The organism is Porphyromonas pogonae (assembly GCF_036320655.1).
Lineage (GTDB): Bacteria > Bacteroidota > Bacteroidia > Bacteroidales > Porphyromonadaceae > Porphyromonas > Porphyromonas pogonae.
Genome location: NZ_CP143258.1, coordinates 1,906,875 through 1,930,522 on the forward strand (window position 1 = coordinate 1,906,875; position 23,648 = coordinate 1,930,522).

General features: G+C 39.5%; 20 protein-coding genes and 1 tRNA gene. 12 read left to right on the forward strand and 9 right to left on the reverse strand.

Annotated elements, in window-relative coordinates:
- The first annotated feature begins 7 nt into the window (after positions 1-7).
- Together ansB and VYJ22_RS07570 are read left to right on the forward strand one after the other, a co-directional pair.
- Positions 8-1,066 (forward strand): L-asparaginase 2, encoded by a 1,059-nt coding sequence (ansB, locus tag VYJ22_RS07565; protein ID WP_329903318.1) that lies wholly within the window; start codon positions 8-10, stop codon positions 1,064-1,066.
- A 31-nt stretch (positions 1,067-1,097) separates the two neighbouring features.
- Entirely contained in the window at positions 1,098-2,294 is a 1,197-nt protein-coding gene (locus VYJ22_RS07570; protein WP_329903320.1) for a porin, read from the forward strand.
- A 289-nt stretch (positions 2,295-2,583) separates the two neighbouring features.
- On the opposite strand, the gene VYJ22_RS07575 is transcribed toward VYJ22_RS07570, so the two are convergent.
- Complete coding sequence (locus VYJ22_RS07575; protein WP_329903321.1) at positions 2,584-3,453, reverse strand: HAD family hydrolase; 870 nt, start codon at positions 3,451-3,453, stop codon at positions 2,584-2,586.
- Between the two features lie 84 nt (positions 3,454-3,537).
- Here VYJ22_RS07575 and cobU point away from each other — a divergent pair, with 84 nt between their 5' ends.
- The 10 genes from cobU (at position 3,538) to VYJ22_RS07625 (ending at position 14,378) form a co-directional block, all read left to right on the forward strand.
- On the forward strand, positions 3,538-4,047 hold the full coding sequence (gene cobU / locus VYJ22_RS07580) for a bifunctional adenosylcobinamide kinase/adenosylcobinamide-phosphate guanylyltransferase (RefSeq protein ID WP_329903322.1): 510 nt from the start codon (positions 3,538-3,540) through the stop codon (positions 4,045-4,047).
- Between the two features lie 14 nt (positions 4,048-4,061).
- Positions 4,062-5,102 carry a nicotinate-nucleotide--dimethylbenzimidazole phosphoribosyltransferase gene (gene cobT / locus VYJ22_RS07585; protein ID WP_329903324.1) on the forward strand — a complete coding sequence of 347 codons (1,041 nt, stop codon included), beginning with the start codon at positions 4,062-4,064 and terminating at the stop codon, positions 5,100-5,102.
- Position 5,103: 1 nt separating this feature from the next.
- On the forward strand, positions 5,104-5,871 hold the full coding sequence (locus tag VYJ22_RS07590) for an adenosylcobinamide-GDP ribazoletransferase (protein ID WP_329903325.1): 768 nt from the start codon (positions 5,104-5,106) through the stop codon (positions 5,869-5,871).
- Positions 5,868-6,410: an alpha-ribazole phosphatase gene (gene cobC, locus VYJ22_RS07595; protein ID WP_329903326.1), complete on the forward strand. Its 543-nt coding sequence runs from the start codon at positions 5,868-5,870 to the stop codon at positions 6,408-6,410. Before VYJ22_RS07590 ends, cobC begins: the two co-directional genes overlap by 4 nt.
- A 126-nt stretch (positions 6,411-6,536) precedes the next feature.
- Positions 6,537-7,394, forward strand: coding sequence for a DUF3108 domain-containing protein (locus VYJ22_RS07600; RefSeq protein WP_329903327.1), 858 nt, complete (start codon positions 6,537-6,539; stop codon positions 7,392-7,394).
- Between the two features lie 92 nt (positions 7,395-7,486).
- A complete protein-coding gene (locus VYJ22_RS07605; protein ID WP_329903328.1) occupies positions 7,487-7,954 on the forward strand; it encodes a LexA family protein in 468 nt (155 codons plus the stop codon).
- Positions 7,942-9,195, forward strand: a complete 1,254-nt coding sequence (locus tag VYJ22_RS07610; RefSeq protein WP_329903329.1) for a Y-family DNA polymerase — start codon at positions 7,942-7,944, stop codon at positions 9,193-9,195. Before VYJ22_RS07605 ends, VYJ22_RS07610 begins: the two co-directional genes overlap by 13 nt.
- A gap of 238 nt (positions 9,196-9,433) precedes the next feature.
- Positions 9,434-11,941: a ribonucleoside-diphosphate reductase subunit alpha gene (locus VYJ22_RS07615; protein ID WP_329903330.1), complete on the forward strand. Its 2,508-nt coding sequence runs from the start codon at positions 9,434-9,436 to the stop codon at positions 11,939-11,941.
- Positions 11,942-11,965: 24 nt separating this feature from the next.
- Positions 11,966-13,009, forward strand: a complete 1,044-nt coding sequence (locus VYJ22_RS07620; protein WP_329903331.1) for a ribonucleotide-diphosphate reductase subunit beta — start codon at positions 11,966-11,968, stop codon at positions 13,007-13,009.
- Positions 13,010-13,523: 514 nt separating this feature from the next.
- A complete protein-coding gene (locus VYJ22_RS07625) occupies positions 13,524-14,378 on the forward strand; it encodes an MBL fold metallo-hydrolase (protein ID WP_329903332.1) in 855 nt (284 codons plus the stop codon).
- Positions 14,379-14,583: 205 nt separating this feature from the next.
- On the opposite strand, the gene VYJ22_RS07630 is transcribed toward VYJ22_RS07625, so the two are convergent.
- The 8 genes from VYJ22_RS07630 to VYJ22_RS07665 form a co-directional block, all read right to left on the reverse strand.
- Positions 14,584-14,748, reverse strand: coding sequence for a DUF362 domain-containing protein (locus VYJ22_RS07630; protein ID WP_329903333.1), 165 nt, complete (start codon positions 14,746-14,748; stop codon positions 14,584-14,586).
- A 137-nt stretch (positions 14,749-14,885) separates the two neighbouring features.
- Positions 14,886-16,262 carry a FimB/Mfa2 family fimbrial subunit gene (locus tag VYJ22_RS07635; RefSeq protein ID WP_329903334.1) on the reverse strand — a complete coding sequence of 459 codons (1,377 nt, stop codon included), beginning with the start codon at positions 16,260-16,262 and terminating at the stop codon, positions 14,886-14,888.
- A 618-nt stretch (positions 16,263-16,880) separates the two neighbouring features.
- Positions 16,881-16,951 (reverse strand) — tRNA-Cys (locus VYJ22_RS07640).
- A 201-nt stretch (positions 16,952-17,152) separates the two neighbouring features.
- Positions 17,153-18,280 carry an undecaprenyldiphospho-muramoylpentapeptide beta-N-acetylglucosaminyltransferase gene (gene murG / locus VYJ22_RS07645; RefSeq protein ID WP_329903335.1) on the reverse strand — a complete coding sequence of 376 codons (1,128 nt, stop codon included), beginning with the start codon at positions 18,278-18,280 and terminating at the stop codon, positions 17,153-17,155.
- The gene (locus VYJ22_RS07650) at positions 18,258-19,493 is read right to left on the reverse strand and encodes an FtsW/RodA/SpoVE family cell cycle protein (RefSeq protein ID WP_329903337.1); all 1,236 of its coding nucleotides are present in this window, start codon (positions 19,491-19,493) and stop codon (positions 18,258-18,260) included. Before VYJ22_RS07650 ends, murG begins: the two co-directional genes overlap by 23 nt.
- Positions 19,494-19,499: 6 nt before the next feature.
- Positions 19,500-20,864, reverse strand: a complete 1,365-nt coding sequence (murD, locus tag VYJ22_RS07655) for a UDP-N-acetylmuramoyl-L-alanine--D-glutamate ligase (RefSeq protein WP_329903338.1) — start codon at positions 20,862-20,864, stop codon at positions 19,500-19,502.
- A 5-nt stretch (positions 20,865-20,869) separates the two neighbouring features.
- Positions 20,870-22,129 carry a phospho-N-acetylmuramoyl-pentapeptide-transferase gene (gene mraY, locus VYJ22_RS07660; RefSeq protein ID WP_329903339.1) on the reverse strand — a complete coding sequence of 420 codons (1,260 nt, stop codon included), beginning with the start codon at positions 22,127-22,129 and terminating at the stop codon, positions 20,870-20,872.
- A 49-nt stretch (positions 22,130-22,178) separates the two neighbouring features.
- Positions 22,179-23,648 (reverse strand): UDP-N-acetylmuramoyl-L-alanyl-D-glutamate--2,6-diaminopimelate ligase, encoded by a 1,470-nt coding sequence (locus VYJ22_RS07665; RefSeq protein ID WP_329903340.1) that lies wholly within the window; start codon positions 23,646-23,648, stop codon positions 22,179-22,181.

Sequence of the window (23,648 nt, forward strand, 5' to 3'; positions counted from 1 at the left end):
AATTATTATGAAGAATTCAAAAAGATTCAGTATCCTAAGCATTTTGATGATGCTTGCGATGGTATCGGCTTTTGCCCAAAAACCTCGTGTACATATATTGGCTACCGGTGGCACTATTGCCGGAACGGGAGCTTCTGCGACACAAACAAATTACACAGCAGGACAAGTAGCTATCGGGACTTTGCTTAGTGCGGTACCCGAAATTAAAAATATTGCTGAAGTTACAGGAGAGCAGATTGTAAAGATAGGCTCACAAGACATGAACGATATCGTTTGGCTTACACTTGCCAAGCGAATCAATGAAATTTTTGAAAAAAATGAAGCTGATGCTGTTGTAATCACTCATGGAACTGACACCATGGAAGAAACAGCATATTTCTTGCAATTGACCGTAAAAAGTAAGAAGCCGGTGATATTAGTAGGTGCTATGCGCCCCTCAACAGCCCTGAGTGCTGATGGACCTCTCAATCTTTATAACGCTGTGGTAGCGGCAGCAGCTCCCGAAAGTGTGGGCAAAGGTGTAATTGTGGCTATGAACAACTACCTCGTGAGTGCCAGTGATGTAACCAAATCAAATACAGTACAGCCTGAGACATTCATTGGAGCCAACTCCGGACCTCTCGGCTATGTACTCAACGGTAAAGTATTTTACAATCACCTAGTAAATCGCAAACATACTGTAGACTCGGAATTTGATGTGCGTAACCTCAAAGAACTACCCAAAGTAGGAATTGTGTACAGCTATTCCAATGTAGGGCCAGAAGCTACTCAGGCTCTTATCAAAAGTGGCTATAAAGGTATCATCCACGCCGGTGTAGGTAATGGAAATATTCACAAAGATGTATTCCCTGTACTGGCAGATGCTCGTAAAAAGAACATTCTTGTAGTACGCTCTTCTCGAGTACCTTTTGGGCCTACCACACTTGACGCAGAAGTAGACGATGCAAAGTATGAGTTTATTGCTTCACAAAACCTTAATCCGCAAAAAGCACGTGTATTGCTCATGTTGGGCTTGACGAAAACAACTGATTGGAAAAAACTCCAAGAATATTTTAATCAGTATTAATTTATAATAGTTTATGTTAACAGATCATTTAATGAAAAAGACTTTACTTGTACTCTCCTTCTTGGCTTTTGAGGGAGCATTGCTGGCACAACAAGATCATGAGCCGGCAAAAGATGAAAAAAGTATTTACGAGCGCGTGACCAATCTGGAGAAGAAGAATGATAAATTCAATCTTTATCTAAATCTACAGGGTAGTTTCGACGGGAAATGGAATAATCTGAACCCCTCTCAGAATTATAGCCATTTCAATATGCGTCAGCTACGTATAGAAGCTCGAGGAAATATTAACGATACATTCTCCTACCGTTGGCGTCAACGTCTAAATAGCCCTAACAATCCCGGGATGGACAATATGCCTACTTCTATTGATATAGCAGGGTTAGGTGTAAAGATTTCGGACAAGTTCTCTATGTTTGTAGGTAAACAGTGTGCTGCTTACGGAGGTATTGAATTTGACTTAAACCCCATTGAAGTATACGAATATTGCAATTTGATTGACAATATGAACAACTTCTTTACCGGTGTTAATTTCATATTCAATCCATCTCCAGAACATCAGATCCAGTTCCAAGTGGCAAATAGTTTGAATCATAGCTTTGATAAAACTTATGATGTAGCCTATGACAAGAGTATTCATCGCACAAAAGTTCCATTGGTATATTCTCTGAACTGGAATGGAAACTTATTCAACGGAGCATTCCAACCTCGATGGTCCGCCTCTCTCTTGTCCGAATCTACCAAGAAGAATATGTATTTCCTTGCTTTTGGTAATCAAATCAATTTTTCTAAAAAATTGGATATGTATTTTGACGTAATGTATTCAAAAGAAGGATTGGATAGAAAAGGTATCATGAGCAATATCCTATTCAACACCTACAACTACGAGAAAGCATTCACAGCACAGGATGTGTCGTACCTCTCATTTATAGCAAAAGTAAATTGCAGGTTTGCACCACGTTGGAACTGGTTTGTAAAGGGTATGTATGAAACAGCATCGGCAGACAAGAGTTTCAAAGTAGAAAATAAGAATATTGCAGAAGGTAAATATTTGACATCATGGGGCTATTTTACAGGTATAGAGTATTACCCTATGAATAGCAATTTGCATTTCTTCCTCACATATGTAGGACGTAGTCATAAATTCCAAGAGGAAAGAGTGAAAAACATGCAAGATTTTTACACCAATAGAATCTCTTTGGGTGTAATCTATCAGATACCTCTGTTTTAAATAACACAATCCACAAAAAAGAAAAATAGCTCCGGAGTATTTGGTTACTTCGGAGCTTTTTGTTTATGTGATAGATATTGCACAACGCCATAAGACGAGACCGTTGCATAGCAGGCAAATTGCTTCGTTGCTTGCGAGATTCGTGCTTGGTCATTTACCGGAAGTAAACTCCCTGTGCACTCACTCTTAGCGCCTTGCACTTTACCCTCTCTGCCCGGTCAAAGTGTCTTTTGTCGGCTTTGCCTCCAAAATCCATGAGACTGTTGACTTTTGCAACAGTCTCAAGACATCAAACCTCTCTACAAATAGCAAGAAATGAATCGATGGGTATATGGCTAAAATGGGTGGAAGCAACTGCAGAATATAAGAAAGCATGATCTGAAATTGAAAGCATGAGTATATCATTAGCTCCGTCGCCCATAGCGAAAGTGTCACAAGCTTCAATATTGTGAGATTCTAAGATATGCGAGAAGAATCGAGCTTTAGCCTCTTCGTCGACCAGAGGCTCATTACACATTCCCACAAATACATCATTTTCAAAAACAGGGCAAGAGGCAATATATCCATCGAAAGGGTATGTCTCCCTCACATAATCACAAAAAATACTCCACCCTCCTGTAATAAGATACATGAGAACATCTTTGCTCTTGAGGTAATTGAATAAATGCTCAAAGCCGGATGCAAAGACAATATCGGTACAGACCATCTTGATATCATTATATGTAATCCCTTTGAGCATTTTGAGCCTTAACCTGTAGCTCTCGGCGAAGGGAAGGTATCCTCTCATCGTTTCTTCTGTAAGGAAATTCATGTCTTTGCTACATCCCTTGGCTTTAGCCAGATCGGACATAAGTTCGTTGACTATTATCGTGCCGTCAAGATCAAATGCAGCGAATTTGATATCGACCATGGGGCGTTTATATTTCTGTCTGTAAATATACCATCCGTATAGCCTTGCCCATGTAAGCAAATAAGCCAACAATAGTTTGTCAGAATCGGGGTTGTAGGTTATTTGAATTTTAAAAAAAGATTGGCCACAAATAGCATAAGACTCTATGGGGGCAAAAACAACACCCAAATGGGATAACCCCTGACAAAAGCCCATGTCATTTCCTATAAGATCGGATGAAGTGATTATATACAGATTGGCCTCGAGCATGTTTGAATAAGATAAAACTACTACGCAAAGGTAAGTACCTAGAAGTTTATTTTACTAATTTTGGGAATAAAATAAACACTCACCATGAGAAAAATAGTACTGATTACCGGGGGGCAACGGTCTGGTAAAAGCTCATATGCAGAGAATTTGGCACTATCACTAAGTTCCACACCTCTATACATAGCCACAGCCAGAATATGGGATGATGAATTTAGGGAGCGTGTCCATATTCATCAGGCTCGCAGAGGGAATCAATGGACAAACATCGAAGAGGAAAAAGAATTGAGTAAACACGATGTTACGGGACAAACAGTGGTAATAGACTGTGTGACCTTGTGGGCTACAAATTTTTTCTTCGATATGGACTCTCATATAAAAGAGGCTTTGGAAGCCCTCAAAAAAGAGTTTATCAAATTTACATCCCAAGATGCAACTTTCATATTTGTGACCAATGAGATAGGTCTCGGGGCAGTCTCCGAAAACGATATTCAACGTCGATTTACAGATTTACAGGGATGGCTCAACCAATTCATTGCTCAAGAAGCGGATGAGGTAGTCATGTTGGTGAGTGGAATACCCTTGTTTATCAAATAACTCAATAATAAATAATGAAGACCTTTGAGATAACTCAGCCTGATAAAAGGATTATAAACGCCTTGGAAGATAAGATAAATAACCTTACAAAACCCAAAGGCTCACTAGGGAGGTTGGAAGAGATCGCAATAAGAGTAGGGCTGATTACGGGGAGCCTGAAACCTAACTTAAAGCATCCGTACAATATTATATTTGCTGCAGATCATGGTATAGTAGAAGAAAACATCAGTAAGTCGCCCAAAGAGGTGACATGGCAGGTTGTAAATAACTTCATTGATGGAGGTGCAGGTATCAACTATCTGTGCAAACAGCATGGTTTCAAATTGGTAGTAGTAGACACAGGTGTTGATTATGATTTTGCCCCTAATGATCTTGTAATTAACAGAAAAATAAGAAAAGGAACTCGTAGCTATTTGCACGAGGCGGCTATGAACTCGAACGAATTTGACAAAGCTATTGAAATCGGTTGCGAATCAGTGCAACAGGCCTATGACAATGGGTGTAACATTATAAGTTTTGGCGAAATGGGAATTACCAATACCGCGGCATCATCTGTATGGATGAGTTATTTAACAGGCATTCCTCTTGACGAATGCGTAGGTGCAGGTAGCGGTCTTGACAAATCTGGTATCGAACATAAGTATAAGGTGCTATCAGATTGCATGGCGCATTATAAAGGAGATCGGTCTACAGAAGATATTATGCGCTATTTTGGGGGATATGAAATGGTTGCTGCTACAGGAGCTATGCTACAAGCAGCATCTCTGGGAATGATTATTCTCGTAGACGGATTCATCATGACTGTTTGCATGCTTGCCGCTTGTAAATTATACCCGGAGACTATTGAATATGCTATATTCGGACATCAGGGGGATGAGATGGGACATTCTAAGTTGCTACATGTACTACATGCAAGGCCCATACTACAGTTGGGGATGAGACTGGGAGAAGGCACAGGAGCCGTATGCGCCTATCCTATAATACAATCATCAGTGCTTATGTTACACGAAATGGCATCATTCAGAAAGGCAGAAATGACTAAATACTTTGCTTAATATGCTAGATAGATTATTGGCATCACTAACACTATTTACGCGGTTACCCTTTTGGCGCATAAAGAATATCCCGGCTCAAGCATTTGAGAGAGCCACAGACTTTTGGCCTGTGGCCGGATGGATTACCGGGGGGGCTATGGCAATTACGGTATGGAGTACCATGTACATTGTGCCGGTGTCTATTGCCGTTATCCTGGCTATTATAGTGCGTCTATTACTTACAGGTGCTTTTCATGAGGATGGACTGGGCGATCTATTTGATGGATTCGGAGGCGGCAGGGATGCCGAAGGTATCCTCAGGATTATGAAAGACTCTCGCACGGGAAGCTATGGAGTGGTAGGAATGATAATCTATTATCTGCTTCTTTTCAACACGCTCATTCTTATTCCTCCCACTATCCTATCCATTGCACTTGTTGTGGGAGATCCATTATGCAAAGCTCTTACAGCCCAATTGACAAACTTGCTACCTTATGCCCGCAACATAGAGGAAAGCAAAACCCACACTGTATATAACCGTATGGGGATTGGGTCATTTGTTATTTGTGCAATAACGGGTTTGCTACCGGCCATAATACTACTCCCGACAATGTATTTTGCAGCATTCTCTCTCTCCATAATTATATTCGCTATACTGGTATATATGATGAAAAATAAATTATCGGGTTATACAGGTGATTGTTGCGGAGCCACGTTTCTACTCACCGAGCTTGGATTTTATATGGGTGTTATGGTTATTAGTATTCTCCAAACAAAAGGATGTATATGAATATATATTTAGTAAGACACACAGCTGTGAATGTACAAGCGGGGACATGTTATGGGCATACCGATGTGGGGCTCAAGGATTCATTTGAAGCAGAAGCTTTGGAGGTGAAAAAACAGTTGGAAACAATAAAATTCGACAGGGTGTACAGCAGTCCGTTGAGAAGATGTACGCATTTGGCAGAAGCTTGCGGATACACTGACTTCATCAAAGACGAGCGTCTTATGGAACTCAACTTCGGCAACTGGGAAATGCAACGCTTTGATGATATCAAAGATCCCGTTTTGAATGACTGGTACAAAGATTATATAAATGTAATACCTACGAATGGAGAATCCTTTGCTAACCAACTAAAAAGGACAAGTGAATTTATGAATGAACTTGTCATGATGAAAAATATCAAGAATGTGCTTATATTTACACATAGTGGAGTGCAATTATGCGCCAGAGTATGGAATGGAGAGTTTAAATTGAATGAAGCATTCGAACATACTACAGGCTATGGAAGTATAATAACCTTAAAGACAGATGTAACTGACTAAACCTCATCAACTATTTGTTGTTTATTATACAGTATAAATTGCAATCAATTAGACTCAGGTGCTTATTTGAGTTTAAAGTGGAAGAGTTTGCTCGGTTTCAATAAAGAACACTAATATTTAATTATTATGAAAGTCAGAAAAGCAAGACATCGTTCTATTAACAGATTTATTAAGGGTAATTTATTTATTTCAAAGATTCTATTTGCTGTATTATTTATTGGTTGGTGTCTTCAGGCAAAGTCACAAGTGGTATTAAACAACAACTTTGCGGCCATAAATGAAAGAATTATTTATAACACTCATTTTAAATGGGGAGGAATAAAGCCTCGTGCAGGTGAAGCCTCAATGACATACGGCTACTATGCTTCGGGATACAGAGCCAGGGTGCTTTTCAAGACATCCTCTTTCTTTGACAATATTTATAAGATGCGCGACACGCTGGAGTGTTACTATAATAATTCCCTTTTACTTACCCAAGGCTCAAAAAGAGTAGTTGAAAACGGCACTGCGAGTATTGATAACTATCAATATAAGTATTCAGGAGGCAATACTTATGCACACATGACCAGGTATAAATCGGGAGAACTCACACTGGACTCGACTATCATGGCTCGGAAAGGACTTGATATGGTGGCATTAGTAATGGATGTACGCTCAAAAAAATGGGAAAATATAGCGTCAGAAACCGCCTTTACATATAATGTTTTTTCAGGTAGATCAGTAGTCCCTGTAACATTGAGATACATCGGGAAAGAGGTTATAGAAGTCAACAAACGTAAATTTAACAGCTATAAAATAGCCGTCTTTGTGAAAGACAAAGCATTTGCGGGAGATGGGCAGAAGGCTGACACATTCTTTTGGCTCTCTGCCGATAGAAACAAGATTTTGCTCATGGGATCCATGGCTTTGAAAGTAGGATACGCCAAAATATATGTCTCAAATATTATGAATACAAGATACCCCTTAACCTCTGAGATAAAATAAGCCTAGATATTATATCTCCACGGTCCTACCCATTACGAATTTAAACATAGCCATTCATTCCTATTAAGTCAGTATCTTTGTAGAAAAGGTGTATGATGAACGGTGATAGAAATGATAATACGGTAGAAGTATATAATATATCTAATGAAGATAAAGGACAGGAGTTTCCATACGTTGGGGCTATTCCAGCCGGATTTCCTTCTCCTGCATCTGATTTTTCTTTGGAACCTCTCAATATTTTAGGTCGTTATATGCGTAACCCGGAGGCTATTTTCATAGGCAAAGCTTACGGCGTATCTATGGATGGATTCATCAATGATGGTGATTACTTCTATATGGATAGATCCTTGCGTCTCAATCCTATGGATGGAGACATTGTAGTGTGTGCTATAGATGGGGAGTTTACATTGAAAAAACTGAAACTTACAGAAGATGGTATTGATCTCATTCCCTACAATAAAGATTTTCCGATAATACATGTATCACAAGAGGATCATTTCAGCATCTGGGCAGTAGTGATTCTCATTGTCAAACCCACTCCTACGCGATGTTTGCGTTGATTGACGTTAATAATTTCTATGCCTCATGTGAAAGGGTTTTCGATCCGAAGCTCATAGGGCAACCCATCGTAGTGCTTTCAAACAATGACGGATGCATCATCGCGCGCTCAGATGAAGCCAAAAGTTTGGATATTCCTATGGGAGCTCCGGCTTTTAAATATAGAGATGTATTCCGTAAGCATGGGGTACATATATTTTCAGCCAATTTTGCATTATATGCAGATATGAGCCGAAGGGTCATGAGTATTTTGTCCCGTTATAGCCCTCAACAGGAGATTTATTCTATTGATGAATGTTTTCTGAACATTGATGGTATAGCCTCCAATCTTAGACAATACGGCTTACTCATCAAGCAACAAGTAGAGATATGTACAGGATTGCCGGTATCTGTAGGAATAGCTCCTACCAAAGCGCTGGCTAAAGCAGCTAATAGAATAGCCAAGAAATACTCTCGGGAAGTCAATGGCGTGCATGTTATAGACACAGAAGAACTTAGGATAAAAGCGGTAAAATGGCTTGATATAAGGGATGTCTGGGGTATCGGGCGTAAAAATGTGGAAAGATTAAATCGTATAGGAGTACACAAAGCTCTGGACTTCACTCATATTGCAGAAAGCTGGGTTCTGAAGAATATGACTATCACAGGCCTTAATCTACAAAGAGATTTAAAAGGGATATCTTCGATCGTAATGGAAGAGCGCGAGAAAAGAAAAAGTATCTCGACTACCAGAACCTTTGATAAAGAATACAACAGTTTTGAGGAATTAAGAGAACGCATAGCGACTTTTACGGCATTATCAGCAGCCAAATTACGTGAGCAACACTCATTATGCCTTCGCATGCATGTATTTATCCATACCAATAAGCATAAAGATAAATACCTTCAATATGCACAAGGAATAGAGATAAAACTACCTTTCCCCTCTTCATCCACTATAGAGCTCATTGATTTCGCCATATCAGGGCTTAAAGAGATTTTTCGTGATGGATTTTATTATAAGAAAGCAGGGATTACTTTATATGACTTTCAGGATGTAGAGAATTGTACGCCTTCTCTATTCTTCAATTCCAACCCTAAACACCAACGTTTGATGCAGACAATGGATCATATCAATCATAAATACCATAAAAACACTCTACGCTTAGCTGTCATGGGGGAGAAAACATTCAAAATGAATCAAACCAATCTTTCACCTGCATACACCACTAATCTAGATGATGTAATCAAAGTAAAAATTTGATTGGATGCATCTCGAATATGTGAGTTTCCAAAACAAATTTTACTTAGAACATATAATTTACTATGTGTGTTAAAATTCATGTAATGCGAAATATTTACACTCTTCTAGCCTCAAGGGAGAGGAAATTAATTGGGCGATCAATTTATTTATTCAATCTGAAATCCATAAAAATTTATATACCTTTGAGTGATAATTATTGAAAAGTAGTTCCACATTGCATCTCTATAAAATAACAACAATGAAAATACTCAAGCGTAATCAAGCTGTTGAAGAATTTACCTTTGAAAAGATTAAAAGTGCCATAAGAAGAGCTTTTACTGCCTGCGGAGAAAGAGTTTCCGAGGAGCATATAGATGAAATATGTAGAAATATGGCTACAGAGCTTCAGGGACGTCAGGAAACAGATGTAGAAACAGTACAGGATATTGTAGAACGAATGCTTATGGCTACGGGATACTATAGAGTAGCCAAAGCTTATATTTTGTACAGAGAAAAGAGAAGTGAGTATAGAGAAACGATTAATAAGTTTCGTAAGACTATAGAGGAGCAAGAAATCATAGGACTTCTCAAAGACGTACAGGCTTCTTTCCCGGACAGAGCATACTCTTTGGATTTCCTTTACAGCAAGTATCAAGCATTTTATAAAGAAGATGCAGACACATTAGAAATTCTTACCAAAGCAGCAGTAGAGCTTATTACGCCAGAAGCTCCCAATTGGGAATTTATAGCGTCACGTTTGCTCTTGATGCAAATAGAGCGTAATATAGGCACACAAGAAGAAATGCTACATCTGCATAGCTTTTATGAAAAGATTGTCTATCTTTCTCAAGAAGGGCTCTACGGGCATTATATGCTCGAGCATTATCACAAGCATGAAATAGAGGAGCTGGAAGCCCATCAAGATAAAACCCGTAACCATCTACTGACATACAGTAGCCTCCATCTTGTAAGCAAGCGATATCTTATTACCGATACCAATCACAAGTTACTGGAGCGTCCTCAGGAAATGTTTATGGGTATAGCAATGCATCTTGCCATACCTGAAGGGAACAATAAAGTCTTTTGGGCTAAGAAAATATATGATATCTTAAGCAAATTACAAGTAACCATGGCAACACCTACCATGAGTAATGCACGCAAACCTCTTAGTCAGCTATCAAGTTGCTTTGAAGATGTGATGCCGGATAGCTTAGTAGGTATTTACCGCACTATCAATAACTTTGCACAAGTGTCTAAATTTGGTGGCGGTATGGGTATCTACATGGGTAAGGTAAGAGCTGTAGGCTCTGATATACGAGGGTTCAAAGGTGTTGCGGGAGGAGTACTCAAATGGATTAAACTGTGTAATGACACAGCTATAGCCGTAGACCAACTCGGGGTACGCCAAGGCTCTGTTGCCATATACCTTGATATATGGCACAAAGATATGCCCGAATTCTTACAGATCAGAACTAATAACGGTGATGATAGGATGAAAGCTCATGATGTTTTTCCCGGCATATGCATTCCTGATTTATTTTGGCAAATGGTTAAGGAAGATATTGATGGTACATGGTATATGATGTGCCCTCATGAGATAGAGAGTATCAAAGGATACTGCTTGGAAGATTTCTACGGTGAATCATGGAAACAACGTTATCTCGAATGCGTCCAGGAAACTCGTATCAGCAAAAGAGCTATTAAGGTAAAAGATATGCTACGCCTTATCATTAAATCTGCTGTAGAGACAGGTACTCCTTTTATCTTCAATAGGGACACGGTAAACCTTATGAATCCGAATAAACATAAGGGTATTATCTACTGCTCTAACTTATGTACTGAGATTGCTCAAAATCAAAAAGAGATAGAAACTAAGCAGACCATAGTGCGTATTGAAAACGGACAAGAGGTAGTAATAGAGGAGACAGTAGCAGGCGACTTCGTGGTGTGTAATCTGGCCTCTCTTGTATTAGGTAATATCAATACTGATAGCCAAGAAGAATTCCGAGAGGTAGTACATACTATAGTAAGAGCTCTGGACAATGTTATCGACCTCAACTTTTATCCCATACCATATGCTAAAATTACCAATCATAAGATGCGTCCTATAGGTCTAGGGACAAGCGGATATCACCATTTACTTGCACAAAAACGTCTTCATTGGGAGAGTGAACAACATCTTACCTTTATGGACAAAGTGTATGAGCAAATCAATTACTATGCTATCGAAGCCTCTAACCTACTTGCGCAAGAAAAAGGGACTTACAGCTTTTTCGAAGGTAGTGACTGGCACACAGGTGACTATTTCAAACTACGATCATACACAAGCGAGCAATGGAAAGAATTGTCTTCTAAGGTACATACCTCAGGTATGCGCAATGGCTACTTGCTTGCCATTGCCCCTACAAGCTCTACATCTATCATTGCCGGTACTACTGCGGGTACAGATCCTGTGATGAACCGCTATTTCCTGGAAGAGAAAAAAGGGAGTATTATACCACGAGTAGCCCCCCAACTCTCCGATGCCACATTCTGGCTCTACAAAACTGCACACCAGATCGACCAAGCTTGGGTAGTAGATGCAGCAGCAATACGCCAGCGCCATCTTGACCAAGCTCAGTCAGTCAATCTGTATATCACTCAGGATTTCACCTTTCGCAAGATACTTGACCTCTACCTCAGAGCATGGGAAAAGGGAGTCAAGACTCTTTACTACGTTAGGAGCCGTTCTCTTGAAGTAGAAGAATGTGAGACCTGTTCAGCTTAATAATAAACATCATATAAGTATCCTATGTCTGATCTTAAAAAGAAAGCCTTGTTCAATGAATATGGCGATATAGAAGTCAATAAACGGAGGCTCATCAATGGTAATACCACGAACCTCAACGATTTTAATAATATGAAGTACAGCTGGGTGGCTAACTGGTACCGCCAAGCTATGAATAACTTTTGGATTCCCGAAGAGATCAATATGAGTCAGGATGTAAAAGATTATCGTGAATTATCTCCAGCCGAGAAGAATGCTTACGATAAAATTCTTTCATTCCTGATATTCCTCGATAGCATCCAAACGGCAAATTTACCCAATGTAGGAGAATACATTACTGCAAATGAGATAAATCTTTGTCTTACCATCCAAGCCTTTCAAGAAGCAGTACACTCGCAGTCTTACAGTTATATGCTGGATACTATATGCTCGCCGGAAGAGCGATCGGCAATACTATACCAATGGAAGGATGACGAGCACTTACTCAAACGAAACAAATTTATTGGCGATATATACAACGAATTTCAGTTGGACAAAAGTCCGGAGCAATTACTCAAGACCATGGTAGCCAATTATATTCTCGAAGGAGTATACTTCTACTCCGGATTTATGTTCTTCTACAATCTGGGGCGCAATGGTAAGATGCCAGGTTCGGTACAGGAGATCCGTTACATCAATAGAGACGAAAATACTCACTTATGGCTGTTTCGCTCTATGATTTTAGAGCTTCAGAAAGAGGAACCGCAACTCTTTACTCCGGAAAATGTCGAACTCTATAGATCTATGATAAAAGAAGGTGCAGAACAAGAGATCGAATGGGGAGAATATGTTATCGGCGATGATATAGAAGGTCTCACCAAACAAATGGTTAGTGACTACATCAAGTATTTGGCCAACTTACGCTCTGAAAATTTAGGATTTGGTCAGCTATACGAAGGATATGATCAGGAACCGGCTAGCATGAACTGGGTATTGCAGTACAGCAATGCCAATCTCATCAAAACAGACTTTTTTGAAGCTAAACCTAGTGCATATGCCAAATCAACGTCTATAGAAGACGACTTATAGAATAATTTTATAAATCTTCATAAGTGTGCCGCTTATGCCATCCGATGTATGGTATAAGCGGCTTTACTTTGGGAGTAAAATATGACTTGCAAAAGGATGGAGATAAAATGATGTAATATTATAGATCAAAGATGGAATGGCTATAAAAAACAAAAATTGGTTGTCTCCCGACAACCAATCTTTTTCGTTAACCTTAAATCTAATACCATGAAAAACACATAACAAATATACGACTTATTTTTGAAACACCAAATATTTCTTCAAGAAAAAACTACTTTTCCTTCATATTTTTTGAATTTTCGTCATATTCCGCCACTTTTTTAGAGTTTTTACATCATACGGTGTATTAATAGACCTATTATTTATTACATGAAATAGAGGCTAAAGAAATCAAGATAAACATGTCAAATGTTAATTTATACGACTTTGATTCATTTTCACTATGTTGTAAGCATCTTCAGCAAACTAAATGGTTATCTTTATCTCAAGCTTATACTGATTAAAATCCTTTATAATGAAGATCAACATACTTGTCGATAACAGAAGCTCTCACCCTGAGTATAAGGCTGAGCATGGCTTTGCGTTATATATAGAAACACGCCAGCACAAGGTTCTTTATGACACAGGACAGTCATTCGAAACTCTTAGTCACAATGCACTGATGATGAATGTGGATCTTGAGGATATTGATTTCATCATACTGTCACATGCCCATTATGATCATACAGGAGGTTTACCAGGGCTTTTGGAGATTAACAAGAAAGCCCGTGTAATTATGAGCAAAGAATTACCCGGTCACCAATACTATTCCATGCGAGGGAATGAAAAGAAAGATATTGGCTACCCCCAAATATTAGACACTTATTCTGAAAGATTTCTTTTTATCAATAAAGAGACCAATGCATCCGGAGAATATTATTTGGGTGATATTGTGATTTTCAGTCCTGAAGGAACCAAGTACCTACCTCCCAAAGGAAACAAAATTCTTTTTAATGATCAGGATTGCACCCGACAAGATACATTCGGGCATGAACTGGCCATTGCTTTAATAGAGTCAGAGCGTATGGCAATATTAAGTGGTTGTTCGCATCGTGGTATACTCAATATTTTAGCTATGAGCAAAACATTACTCCCACACAAAAGCATTGCCGCTGTTGTAGGTGGATTTCATTTGATTGATCCGAATGAACATGTAGAAATCGAGTCGGAAGATGAGATTAACACGATAGCAGAAGAGCTGGCACACTTAGCACCCAAAGCTCATTTTTATCCGGGACATTGTACTGGAGCCAAAGCTCTAAAACTTTTGCAACATAGTCTTAGAAGCCGTTGTACACCACTATATGCCGGCAAAGTCATCATTGAATAGAGAAAAGTCGCATTTTCGCCTCTAATTTTCAGGATCTTTATATAAGAGTAGGCACATATCTTTAAATTTTAGATATACCCATTTTGGAATTCAAGGAATAAAAGCTCAATTGATAGACATAAATGCCAATATTAGACAAAAGAAATAAAAAAATCGCCCGGATCATTGAATATATCCGGACGATGTAGGTCAAAGTTAAGGGGGACTAACCATGAATTGCGTCAGAAGGACAAACTGCTGCACAAGCACCACAATCGATGCAAGTATCAGGATCTATTTTATAGATTTCGCCTTCAGAAATTGCGTTTACAGGACATTCGTCAATACACGTACCGCATGCAACGCAGTCGTTGGTAATTACATGTGCCATTTTTTTGTCGTTTAAGTGATATATATTCAGTAATAACATTACAAATATATGTATAGCCGACGAAATAAACAACCTTATAAGCTGTTTTTGTTGTAATATCTCATATTAAAAAACGACTGTGTGACAATATGTAAAATTTACAACGATACTTTCTGTTTTATTATTTTACTCTCAGATAGGGAAATTCCAGTTTTCACTCCTTTTGATTGTATCGGCTCCAAAGCCATCTCTTTCATACTAAAATTAGGAAATTCAGGTAATCCCCTTTTCGTGATCCGTTCTATTTGTATCTGATATTCATGATTTCGTACTGTTCCCAGGATCACATTTCCGGTATCGTCATTTCTGTAATGTTCGATATATACAATGTAATAGTTGATACCTTGGTGATAATATTGTATTCCTCCCACGTCAAAGCTCTTGGTAAAGAGTTTATTGCTTTCTGATAGCTTTTCTATTGCTCTTTGTAATGCAATACTTTGATTTGATTTATTCGACATCACTGATCTAAAATCCGCCAATGTATAATATTGATCATTGAAACACACCCAGCTCTTTTCCTGACTAACAAAATTTAAACTATTAGGGAGATATTTTACTCTTATTATTACATGAGGGCACAATCCTTTTAGGTATGCAGATTTATCTATAGTTGTTTCTTTTACATATACTCCTATTTCATTATATATAAGAGGATCTTGAGCCTCTTTGACAACCAACCATAAGACTTTGTCATTATCGCCACTATAACAAGAGATTTTTTCCATCAAGGCACTCTTATCTGCCGAAAGCGATCCGGTATAAAGCGAAGTTTCCGGATAGATCACTTGTGATGCCTCTTTGGATATCATCTGTTTGCCTTTTATCAGTCTTGAGCCTTTAGCCATACTGTTTATGGCGAACCAAAAAGGATGTGTCTCAATGGTACCATTTTCAACCAACGGGTTACCAGTGACGATTACGCGACAGATATTGGGCTCTAATGAAACCTCAACAGGAATATTACTCTTCTCACTATCAATTGTTATGTCAATCAACCCATCTTTATTGAGCATACTTGCTACTTTACTCTTTTTTGTATTGTTATCCTCAAAGCTGATTGTTTTATATATTGAGCAGGGATAATCTATAGAGAGACTGTCAATATGGCTCAAGGCATGAGCCTTTACATGCTCGGAAGAATTCCCTACTACAAGAAGCTTATATTTCCCATTTTTCAAATCCAAATCTATATCATAGATATTTTTACCGGAAGTAGCTTTGAACGACTTTTGATAGCAAAAATTTCCGGATTGGTCGTAGAAATAAAGAGTGTACTCTTTTACCAATGTCATCGGATCTGCTTGCATACCCCGCAGTGTAATGCCTGGTTTATGGATCTTCAGCGTAATAACTTTTTGAGTTTTAGGCGACGAATTTGATCCCGGATGTGTGTTATAACGATCTACATCTGAGGTGCATCTTGAGGTAATAAATATAATCAACAATGCACCAACTAAATTTGTGTATTTCATAAAATATTTATTGGTTAAAATCGATCAAATTTAAGAACATATAATTATTTTACCAAGAGATATTTAATACTTTATCCACAAAGCCCTTTTTATTGTGACTGCAAAATACTTAGTCGTCCTTGGTGAGTTAAGGATTGCTCAGCATAAGGGAGCCATGGATGTTCATTTTATAGTTGACAATCCCCTTCCTTAATCGTTTTGCTAATAAGATGTAGTTTGACCCGGCTGTGTAGAAAGATGTCTAACCTATGCTTACCGCACTTAAGGCTCTTTTATATATGCCTCCTGAAATTTTTATACATGATCAATTAGGCCCTCTATCTTGTCCTTAAAATCAATACTTGAAGGATATATAACTTCATTTTTCATCTCTTTACCCTTATAATCCAGAGATAAATTGCTTGAAGTCGAGGATATAAAATTCTATTATGATAAGTCTGTTGCCCGTGTACGATAAATCGATTGTCCGTATACGATAAGTCAGTCGCCCGTGTATGATAGGTCAGTTGTCCGTGTATGATAGTTTTTTCAACATTGCACCTTGCCAGTCAAAACTCTTGTGCACCGTCAAAAATAAAACCTCTGAAGGCCTTATAAGCTACTTCAGAGGTTCCTTTGAGGTTCCTGGCGGATTCGAACCGCCGTAAACGGTTTTGCAGACCGGTGCCTAGCCACTCGGCCAAGGAACCCTTTGTTGTTTGTTTGCGATTGCAAAGGAAGCCATTTAACACGAAACTACCAAATATTACAGGGATTATTTTACACGTAGATTCAATTATTTTGTCTCTCCTCTTTCAGCACACAAACAGCATTTTGGCATAAAAGCCTATAAACAATCATATTATATACAATAATAATATTGAGCATAAAGCATTACTTAAAAAGAATGATCACGCGTTCTTTTGGGGAGGATTGGCTTTCACTTCAAGTATCTTCTCTGCTTCATCCACAATACGCTCGGCAGCTTCACGATAAGCAAGTTTGGACACTTCAGTCTGTAACTGGGCAAGCAAAGCATCATCCTGTACAGTTTTGAGAGCTTCTGCTGAAAGCTTCGAGGGAGCTTCTTTGTCTGAAATCATAATGGTAGCTTGACGCGAAGAAAGTGCCAGAGCGTTCTTGGTTTGATGATCTTCTGCCACATTGGGTGAAGGCACAAGGATAGAAGCCTTTCCCAAAAGGCATAGTTCTGAGATAGAACACGCTCCGGCACGTGATATAACGAGGTCAGCTAATGAATAGGCATAATCCATGCGGCTAATAAAATCATTGCACCAAACTTGCCCCTTATAGCCTGCTAGCAACTCTTGAGCTGTGTGCATATAAGATTTACCGGTCTGCCAGATGAGAGCTACCCCACTATCGGCCCATTCAGCCAAATGATCGGCTATACTCTCATTGATAGTACGGGCACCCAAACTCCCCCCTACTACGAGAACAACCTTGCCGGTATTAGGCGATAAGCCAAAGAATATAAGTGCATCTTTTCTGTTTACATTGAGAAATTCTATCTGCGGTCTGATAGGGTTACCTGTAAGAACAATTTTATCTTCTTTGAAGAACTTCTCCATATCGGGATACGCCACACAAATCTTATCCGCCCGGCGTGCAAGCATTTTATTAGTGACACCTGCATAGCTATTCTGTTCTTGAAGCAGTGTGGGAATACCCAAGCTTTGTGCTCCTTTGAGAGTAGGAGCACTAGCGTAGCCACCTACTCCGATAACAATATCCGGCTTGAATTCGCGGATTATATCCCGCGCAAATGTAAGACTTAGCAGATAATGCTTGATGACCTTAAAGTTTTTGAAAATATTTTTGCGATTGAGCCCCATAATAGGCAATCCCTTGATCTCATAGCCAGCCTGAGGCACTCGCTCCATTTCCATACGCCCTTCAGCCCCTACAAAAAGAATTTCAGCTTGTGGATTGCGTTTTCTTATAGCATCGGCAATAGAGATAGCCGGGAAGATATGTCCACCTGTACCTCCTCCACTAATTATTACTTTCTTCAACATACTGGTTGTCCTTTACAATATTTAATTCTTTAGCTTCACGTTCATCATCAATAATGCGGGATACACCTATCATGATGCCAAAAGCTATACTGGTCATGAGAAATGATGTTCCGCCTCGACTGATTAGCGGAAGTGTTTGTCCTGTAAGAAATAGGTTTGCAACCACAGAGAAATTGACCATGGCTTGCAAAGGGTACATGAGCCCAAAGCCCCAAAGAATATATTTGAAATACTTGTTTTCTGTACGAGTCGCTATTTGCGAGGAACGGAATAGCAACCAAAAATACAAAGCAGGCACCAGGAGCATCCCTAATATGCCGGTCTCCTCAATGATAATGGCATAAATAAAATCCGAATAAGCCTGCGGGAGGATATCACGTTCCAAGCTCTGTCCGGGCCCCACACCAACAACTTTACTGTTTGCAATAGCGATCTTGGCATGCTGAGCCTGGAAATTATCATTATCAATAGCAAATTTGACAGAGTCTTTCTGTTCGGGAGTGAGCTTTACATGTTTGTTCTCCAAGCCCAACATCGTCTCCACTCTGCTTTTCCATGTGGGTGCACGGTGATGTAGTGCTGCCAACTGCTCCGAACTCAATGACAACAGCAGTACAGTACCCAAAAAGCCCAATCCTGCAAATACACCAATGAGTTTGAGAAATGGTTTGCGCGGAGCTCTGGCAATCCATGAAAAGATAAGAACGAAGAGTGTAAGAAAAATACCTGTAGAAAGATTTTCCATGGTAATAACAGCGATGGGGATAAAGCAAGCTATCCAGTAAGTAATAAAGTTGCGCCCGCCGGAGCCTGTCTTGATACGCCCACCCAATAATGTAGCACCTGTAATGACCAAAGCCAACTTGAAAACCTCAGACGGCTGAATGGATATAGGCCCTAAGCTGATCCAGCGGGTAGCACTATTGACGCTTGAACCCTTGAAAAGGGTTAGAATCACCAAAAATAAAGCTAATGGATATAATGCCAGCAAAATACTCCGAAAAAAAGTCTTTTTGAGACGTGATATAACAAAAACACACGCCAAGGAAGCTATAATAATAATAGTATGCCCCATAATCGGCCTCATAAAACCACCCTTAGCCTGATATGCCAAAGTACTGGACGCACTAAATACTTCCAAAAAAGATATAATAATAAGAGAGATATAGATAATCCAAAGAACTTTATCCCCCTTGAGTATATTGCCTTTCATTTTTGATTACTTTAAAGCGTTGACACATTCGCGGAATTGATCTCCGCGATCTTCATAATTCTTGAACAAATCAAAACTAGCACATGCCGGAGACAGCAATACAGTATCACCCGGTTGTGCTATATGATGAGCTACATCCACCGCCTCTCGCATAGAGGAAGCATCATAAATATTATCGACTTTATTATCGAATGCTCGATGCAATTTAGCGTTATCCTTGCACATAAATATCAAAGCCTTTGCATGCTCGAGGACTAAGGCTTCGATGTCACCATAGTCATTACCTTTGTCTGTACCTCCCAAAATCAATATGGTAGGCTTTGTCATGCTTTGCAATGCATATTGGGTAGAGTTGATGTTTGTAGCTTTGGAGTCATTGATATACTCAACTTGATTGATTGTGGCAATGGGTTCGAGACGGTGAGGTACATTCACAAAATCTTTCAAGGCACTGCGTAATACAGACTCATCCACTCCCACAGATTGGCCTATAAGAGCTACTGCCATTGCATTCTGAAGATTATGAGGTCCTTTGAGAGCTAACTCCCGTATATCAATCACGAAATCTTCATTGTTCACATTATCCATAATAGAGAGTACTTTACCCCCACATTGAGTGCAAGCTGCTACAGACTCATCGCTTTGCGTACTGAATGGAAATAGATGCATAGGCATCTCATGCTCCTTTATCCATCGTGCAATAAAAGGATCTTCAGCCCAATAAATGAAGCTATCATTGTCAGTCTGATTCTGAATTATACGCATTTTGGCTTGAGCATACAGGTCGAATTGATAGTGATACCTATCGAGGTGATCAGGAGTTATATTAAGAAGTACTGCTATATTAGCGTGAAAATCGTACATATTATCAAGCTGAAAGCTACTCAACTCAATCACATAATACCTATGAGGATCATAAGCCACCTGACGTGCAAGACTAAAACCGACATTACCTGCAAGTCCTACATCGAGCCCTTGTTTTTTGAGTAAATGATATGTCCACATGGTTGTAGTCGTTTTGCCGTTGCTACCGGTGATACATATCATGAAAGCATCCGTATATCTGCCTGCCAATTCTATCTCAGAAATTATAGGAATTTGTAGTTCCAAGAGAGACTGGATAATCGGAGCTTTTTCAGGGATACCGGGACTTTTGACTACTTCTTTGGCATTGAGAATAATATTTTCACTATGGTGATTTTCTTCATAAGGGATAGCATATTTGTCCAATTCGGACTTGTATTTGTCTGCAATACATCCCATATCCGAAATAAACACACTCAAACCCTTTGCATGACACAGTAAGGCTGCACCTACCCCACTTTCGCCGGCACCCAATACTACGATGTCATATATCTTATTTGAATCCATGTGTACTATCGCATTTTTAAAGTTACTACAGTAAGAGCAGCCAAAATGATCCCGACCAAAAGAAAGCGTACAGTGATCTTAGTTTCAGGAAGCGGTTGGTTGGGTCTGGAGATCAATGAGTCACACTGTGCCCCACCAACCTTCTGATAATGGTGATGCAAAGGAGCCATCTTGAATATACGGCGTCCTTCACCCGTTTTCTTCTTACTGTATTTGAAATATCCCACTTGAAGTAATACTGATATCCCTTCTACTATAAATACTCCGCATAAAATGGGCAACAATAGCTCCTTACGAATGATAATGGCAAATACACCTATAATTCCCCCCAATGTAAGGCTGCCTGTATCTCCCATAAACACTTGTGCAGGGAAAGAGTTGTACCACAAAAAGCCCAGAGTAGCACCCACAAAAGAGGCTGCAAATATAGTAAGCTCCTCGGCTCCGGGGATAAACATGATGTTGAGGTACGCAGCCATCTCGATATGCGAAGATACGTAAGCAAATATAGCCAATACTATGCCTACAATAGCAGAAGACCCACTGGCAAGTCCATCAATACCATCTGTAAGGTTGACACAATTGGAGATCATAGTAACGATGAATATAGTCATGAGAACAAAGAGAGTCCACCCTGCCACTGTAGCAGCATCACCTTTGAAAGGGAATATCTTAGCATAATCAAGATTATTATTTTTTAAGAAGGGAATAGTGGTCTTGGTTGATTTTACATCTACAGTCTCGAATTTGACGATGCGCTCATTGCCTTCTTTTATGATTTCACTATTCTCTTTGATCACTACTGCCGGGCTAATATAAAGAGTAAAGCCGACAATAAATCCTAATCCTACCTGGCCGATAATTTTATACTTGCCCTTGAGACCCGCTTTATTTTTGCGATAGACCTTAATATAGTCATCTAAAAATCCCAATGCACCTAAGAGCACTGTGGTCAAAATCATCAATATGATATATATATTATCCAGCCGTGCAAAAAGCAATGTAGGAACCAGTATAGCCAGTATGATAATGATACCACCCATCGTAGGCGTTCCTTTTTTGGACAATTGACCTTCAAGCCCCAAATCACGAATGGTCTCGCCAATCTGAAGTTTTTGTAATTTCTTGATTATTCTCGCTCCGTAAACCGTGGATATAAGCAATGCCAGAATAACCGCTATGCCTACACGGAAAGAAACATAGTGCAACAATCGTGCTCCGGGAATACCCCAAGCATGAAATAAATCGAATAGATAATACAGCATGACCGATTACTTTTACTGTTTGATCTGTATTTAGATATTAATATTATTACTACTCTATGGCAAAAACTTCAGCAACGACTTCTCTGTCATCGAAATGATGTTTTACTCCTTGAATATCCTGATAAGTCTCATGTCCTTTGCCGGCTATGAGGATAATATCATTCTGCTTAGCCATCATACAGGCCGTGCGTATCGCTTCCCGTCTGTTTTCTATGCACAATGTCCTTGCTACTTCGTCATCATTGAGCCCACTCTTCATCTCTTCTATAATGGCTTGGGGCTCCTCCGTACGGGGATTATCGGAAGTTATGATCAGGCGGTCGGATAAACGACAAGCTTCATGAGCCATAATAGGTCTTTTACCACGGTCTCTATCGCCTCCGCATCCAACTACTGTAAATATGATACCGTCACCTTTGATCAGAGGCCTTATGGTTTCCAACACATTCACTAAAGCATCCGGCGTATGAGCATAATCAACTATAGCCATGTATCCTTTCTTTTCTGAAATCATGGTTTGGAAACGCCCATCCACAGAAGTGAGCTTGGAGAGATGTGTCAAGGTCTCATTCTTTGGCCTCCCCAGTAACCGAGCAGTGCCATAGACAGCGAGAATATTGTATGCATTGAAATCACCCACCATCCTTACCGTGACATCTTCTCCATCAATTTCCAACTCAGTGCTATCGAGGTGACGTTCTATAATTGTAGCCTTGAAATCAGACATACTCTTCAATGCATATGAATATTTTGTTGCTTTGGTGTTTTGTAGCATTACCAATCCGTTTTTATCATCCTGATTGGTCAATGCAAATGCCCCCAAAGGTAAGTTGTCAAAAAATGACTTCTTGGCGTTAAGATAATTTTGAACAGTGAGGTGATAGTCCAAATGATCCCTTGTGAGATTGGTAAATACGCCTCCAGCAAATTTCAGCCCGGCAATGCGCTTCTGCTCAGCAGCATGTGAGCTTACTTCCATAAAGGCGTATTCACAGCCGGAGGTTACCATCTCGGCAATCAATCTATTCAAAGATAGAGGATCAGGAGTCGTATGAGTAGCCTCTACAGGCGTATTGTTGATATAATTACGTACAGTGCTCAACAAACCTGACGGATATCCCATAGACATCATAAGTTTGTATAGCAACGTAGCAGTAGTTGTTTTACCGTTAGTACCCGTTATACCCACCAATTTCAATCTGGTTGATGGATGCCCATACCAAGCAGAAGCCAGTACCCCGAGAGCTTCATGAGATGACTGTACATATGCCAATACAATGCTGTCATCATATGCCCCCACTACCTCATACTCATTTCCTTCTTCCGCTATAATGGCTACTGCACCATTTTCAATAGCTTTGTCTATATATTTATGCCCATCGACATGAACACCCTTTACAGCGACAAAGAGTGCTCCGGGTTTTACTTCGCGCGAATCATCCGTAACAGACTGTATATCTATAGACTCATCACCATGTAAAGTCACTTTCAGATCAATAAGCAAGTCTTTTAGTATCAT

Excerpts from the sequence above, each read along its gene's own strand:
- murD (WP_329903338.1), bottom strand. The coding sequence starts at position 20,864 with ATGGATTCAAATAAGATATATGACATCGTAGTATTGGGTGCCGGCGAA.
- ansB (WP_329903318.1), top strand. The coding sequence starts at position 8 with ATGAAGAATTCAAAAAGATTCAGTATCCTAAGCATTTTGATGATGCTT.
- VYJ22_RS07615 (WP_329903330.1), top strand. The coding sequence starts at position 9,434 with ATGAAAATACTCAAGCGTAATCAAGCTGTTGAAGAATTTACCTTTGAA.
- VYJ22_RS07665 (WP_329903340.1), bottom strand. The coding sequence starts at position 23,648 with ATGATACTAAAAGACTTGCTTATTGATCTGAAAGTGACTTTACATGGT.
- cobT (WP_329903324.1), top strand. The coding sequence starts at position 4,062 with ATGAAGACCTTTGAGATAACTCAGCCTGATAAAAGGATTATAAACGCC.
- VYJ22_RS07620 (WP_329903331.1), top strand. The coding sequence starts at position 11,966 with ATGTCTGATCTTAAAAAGAAAGCCTTGTTCAATGAATATGGCGATATA.
- murG (WP_329903335.1), bottom strand. The coding sequence starts at position 18,280 with ATGTTGAAGAAAGTAATAATTAGTGGAGGAGGTACAGGTGGACATATC.
- VYJ22_RS07590 (WP_329903325.1), top strand. The coding sequence starts at position 5,104 with ATGCTAGATAGATTATTGGCATCACTAACACTATTTACGCGGTTACCC.
- VYJ22_RS07650 (WP_329903337.1), bottom strand. The coding sequence starts at position 19,493 with ATGAAAGGCAATATACTCAAGGGGGATAAAGTTCTTTGGATTATCTAT.
- VYJ22_RS07630 (WP_329903333.1), bottom strand. The coding sequence starts at position 14,748 with ATGGCACATGTAATTACCAACGACTGCGTTGCATGCGGTACGTGTATT.
- VYJ22_RS07575 (WP_329903321.1), bottom strand. The coding sequence starts at position 3,453 with ATGCTCGAGGCCAATCTGTATATAATCACTTCATCCGATCTTATAGGA.
- VYJ22_RS07600 (WP_329903327.1), top strand. The coding sequence starts at position 6,537 with ATGAAAGTCAGAAAAGCAAGACATCGTTCTATTAACAGATTTATTAAG.
- mraY (WP_329903339.1), bottom strand. The coding sequence starts at position 22,129 with ATGCTGTATTATCTATTCGATTTATTTCATGCTTGGGGTATTCCCGGA.
- VYJ22_RS07605 (WP_329903328.1), top strand. The coding sequence starts at position 7,487 with ATGATGAACGGTGATAGAAATGATAATACGGTAGAAGTATATAATATA.
- VYJ22_RS07570 (WP_329903320.1), top strand. The coding sequence starts at position 1,098 with ATGAAAAAGACTTTACTTGTACTCTCCTTCTTGGCTTTTGAGGGAGCA.
- VYJ22_RS07635 (WP_329903334.1), bottom strand. The coding sequence starts at position 16,262 with ATGAAATACACAAATTTAGTTGGTGCATTGTTGATTATATTTATTACC.
- cobC (WP_329903326.1), top strand. The coding sequence starts at position 5,868 with ATGAATATATATTTAGTAAGACACACAGCTGTGAATGTACAAGCGGGG.
- VYJ22_RS07625 (WP_329903332.1), top strand. The coding sequence starts at position 13,524 with ATGAAGATCAACATACTTGTCGATAACAGAAGCTCTCACCCTGAGTAT.
- cobU (WP_329903322.1), top strand. The coding sequence starts at position 3,538 with ATGAGAAAAATAGTACTGATTACCGGGGGGCAACGGTCTGGTAAAAGC.
- VYJ22_RS07610 (WP_329903329.1), top strand. The coding sequence starts at position 7,942 with ATGTTTGCGTTGATTGACGTTAATAATTTCTATGCCTCATGTGAAAGG.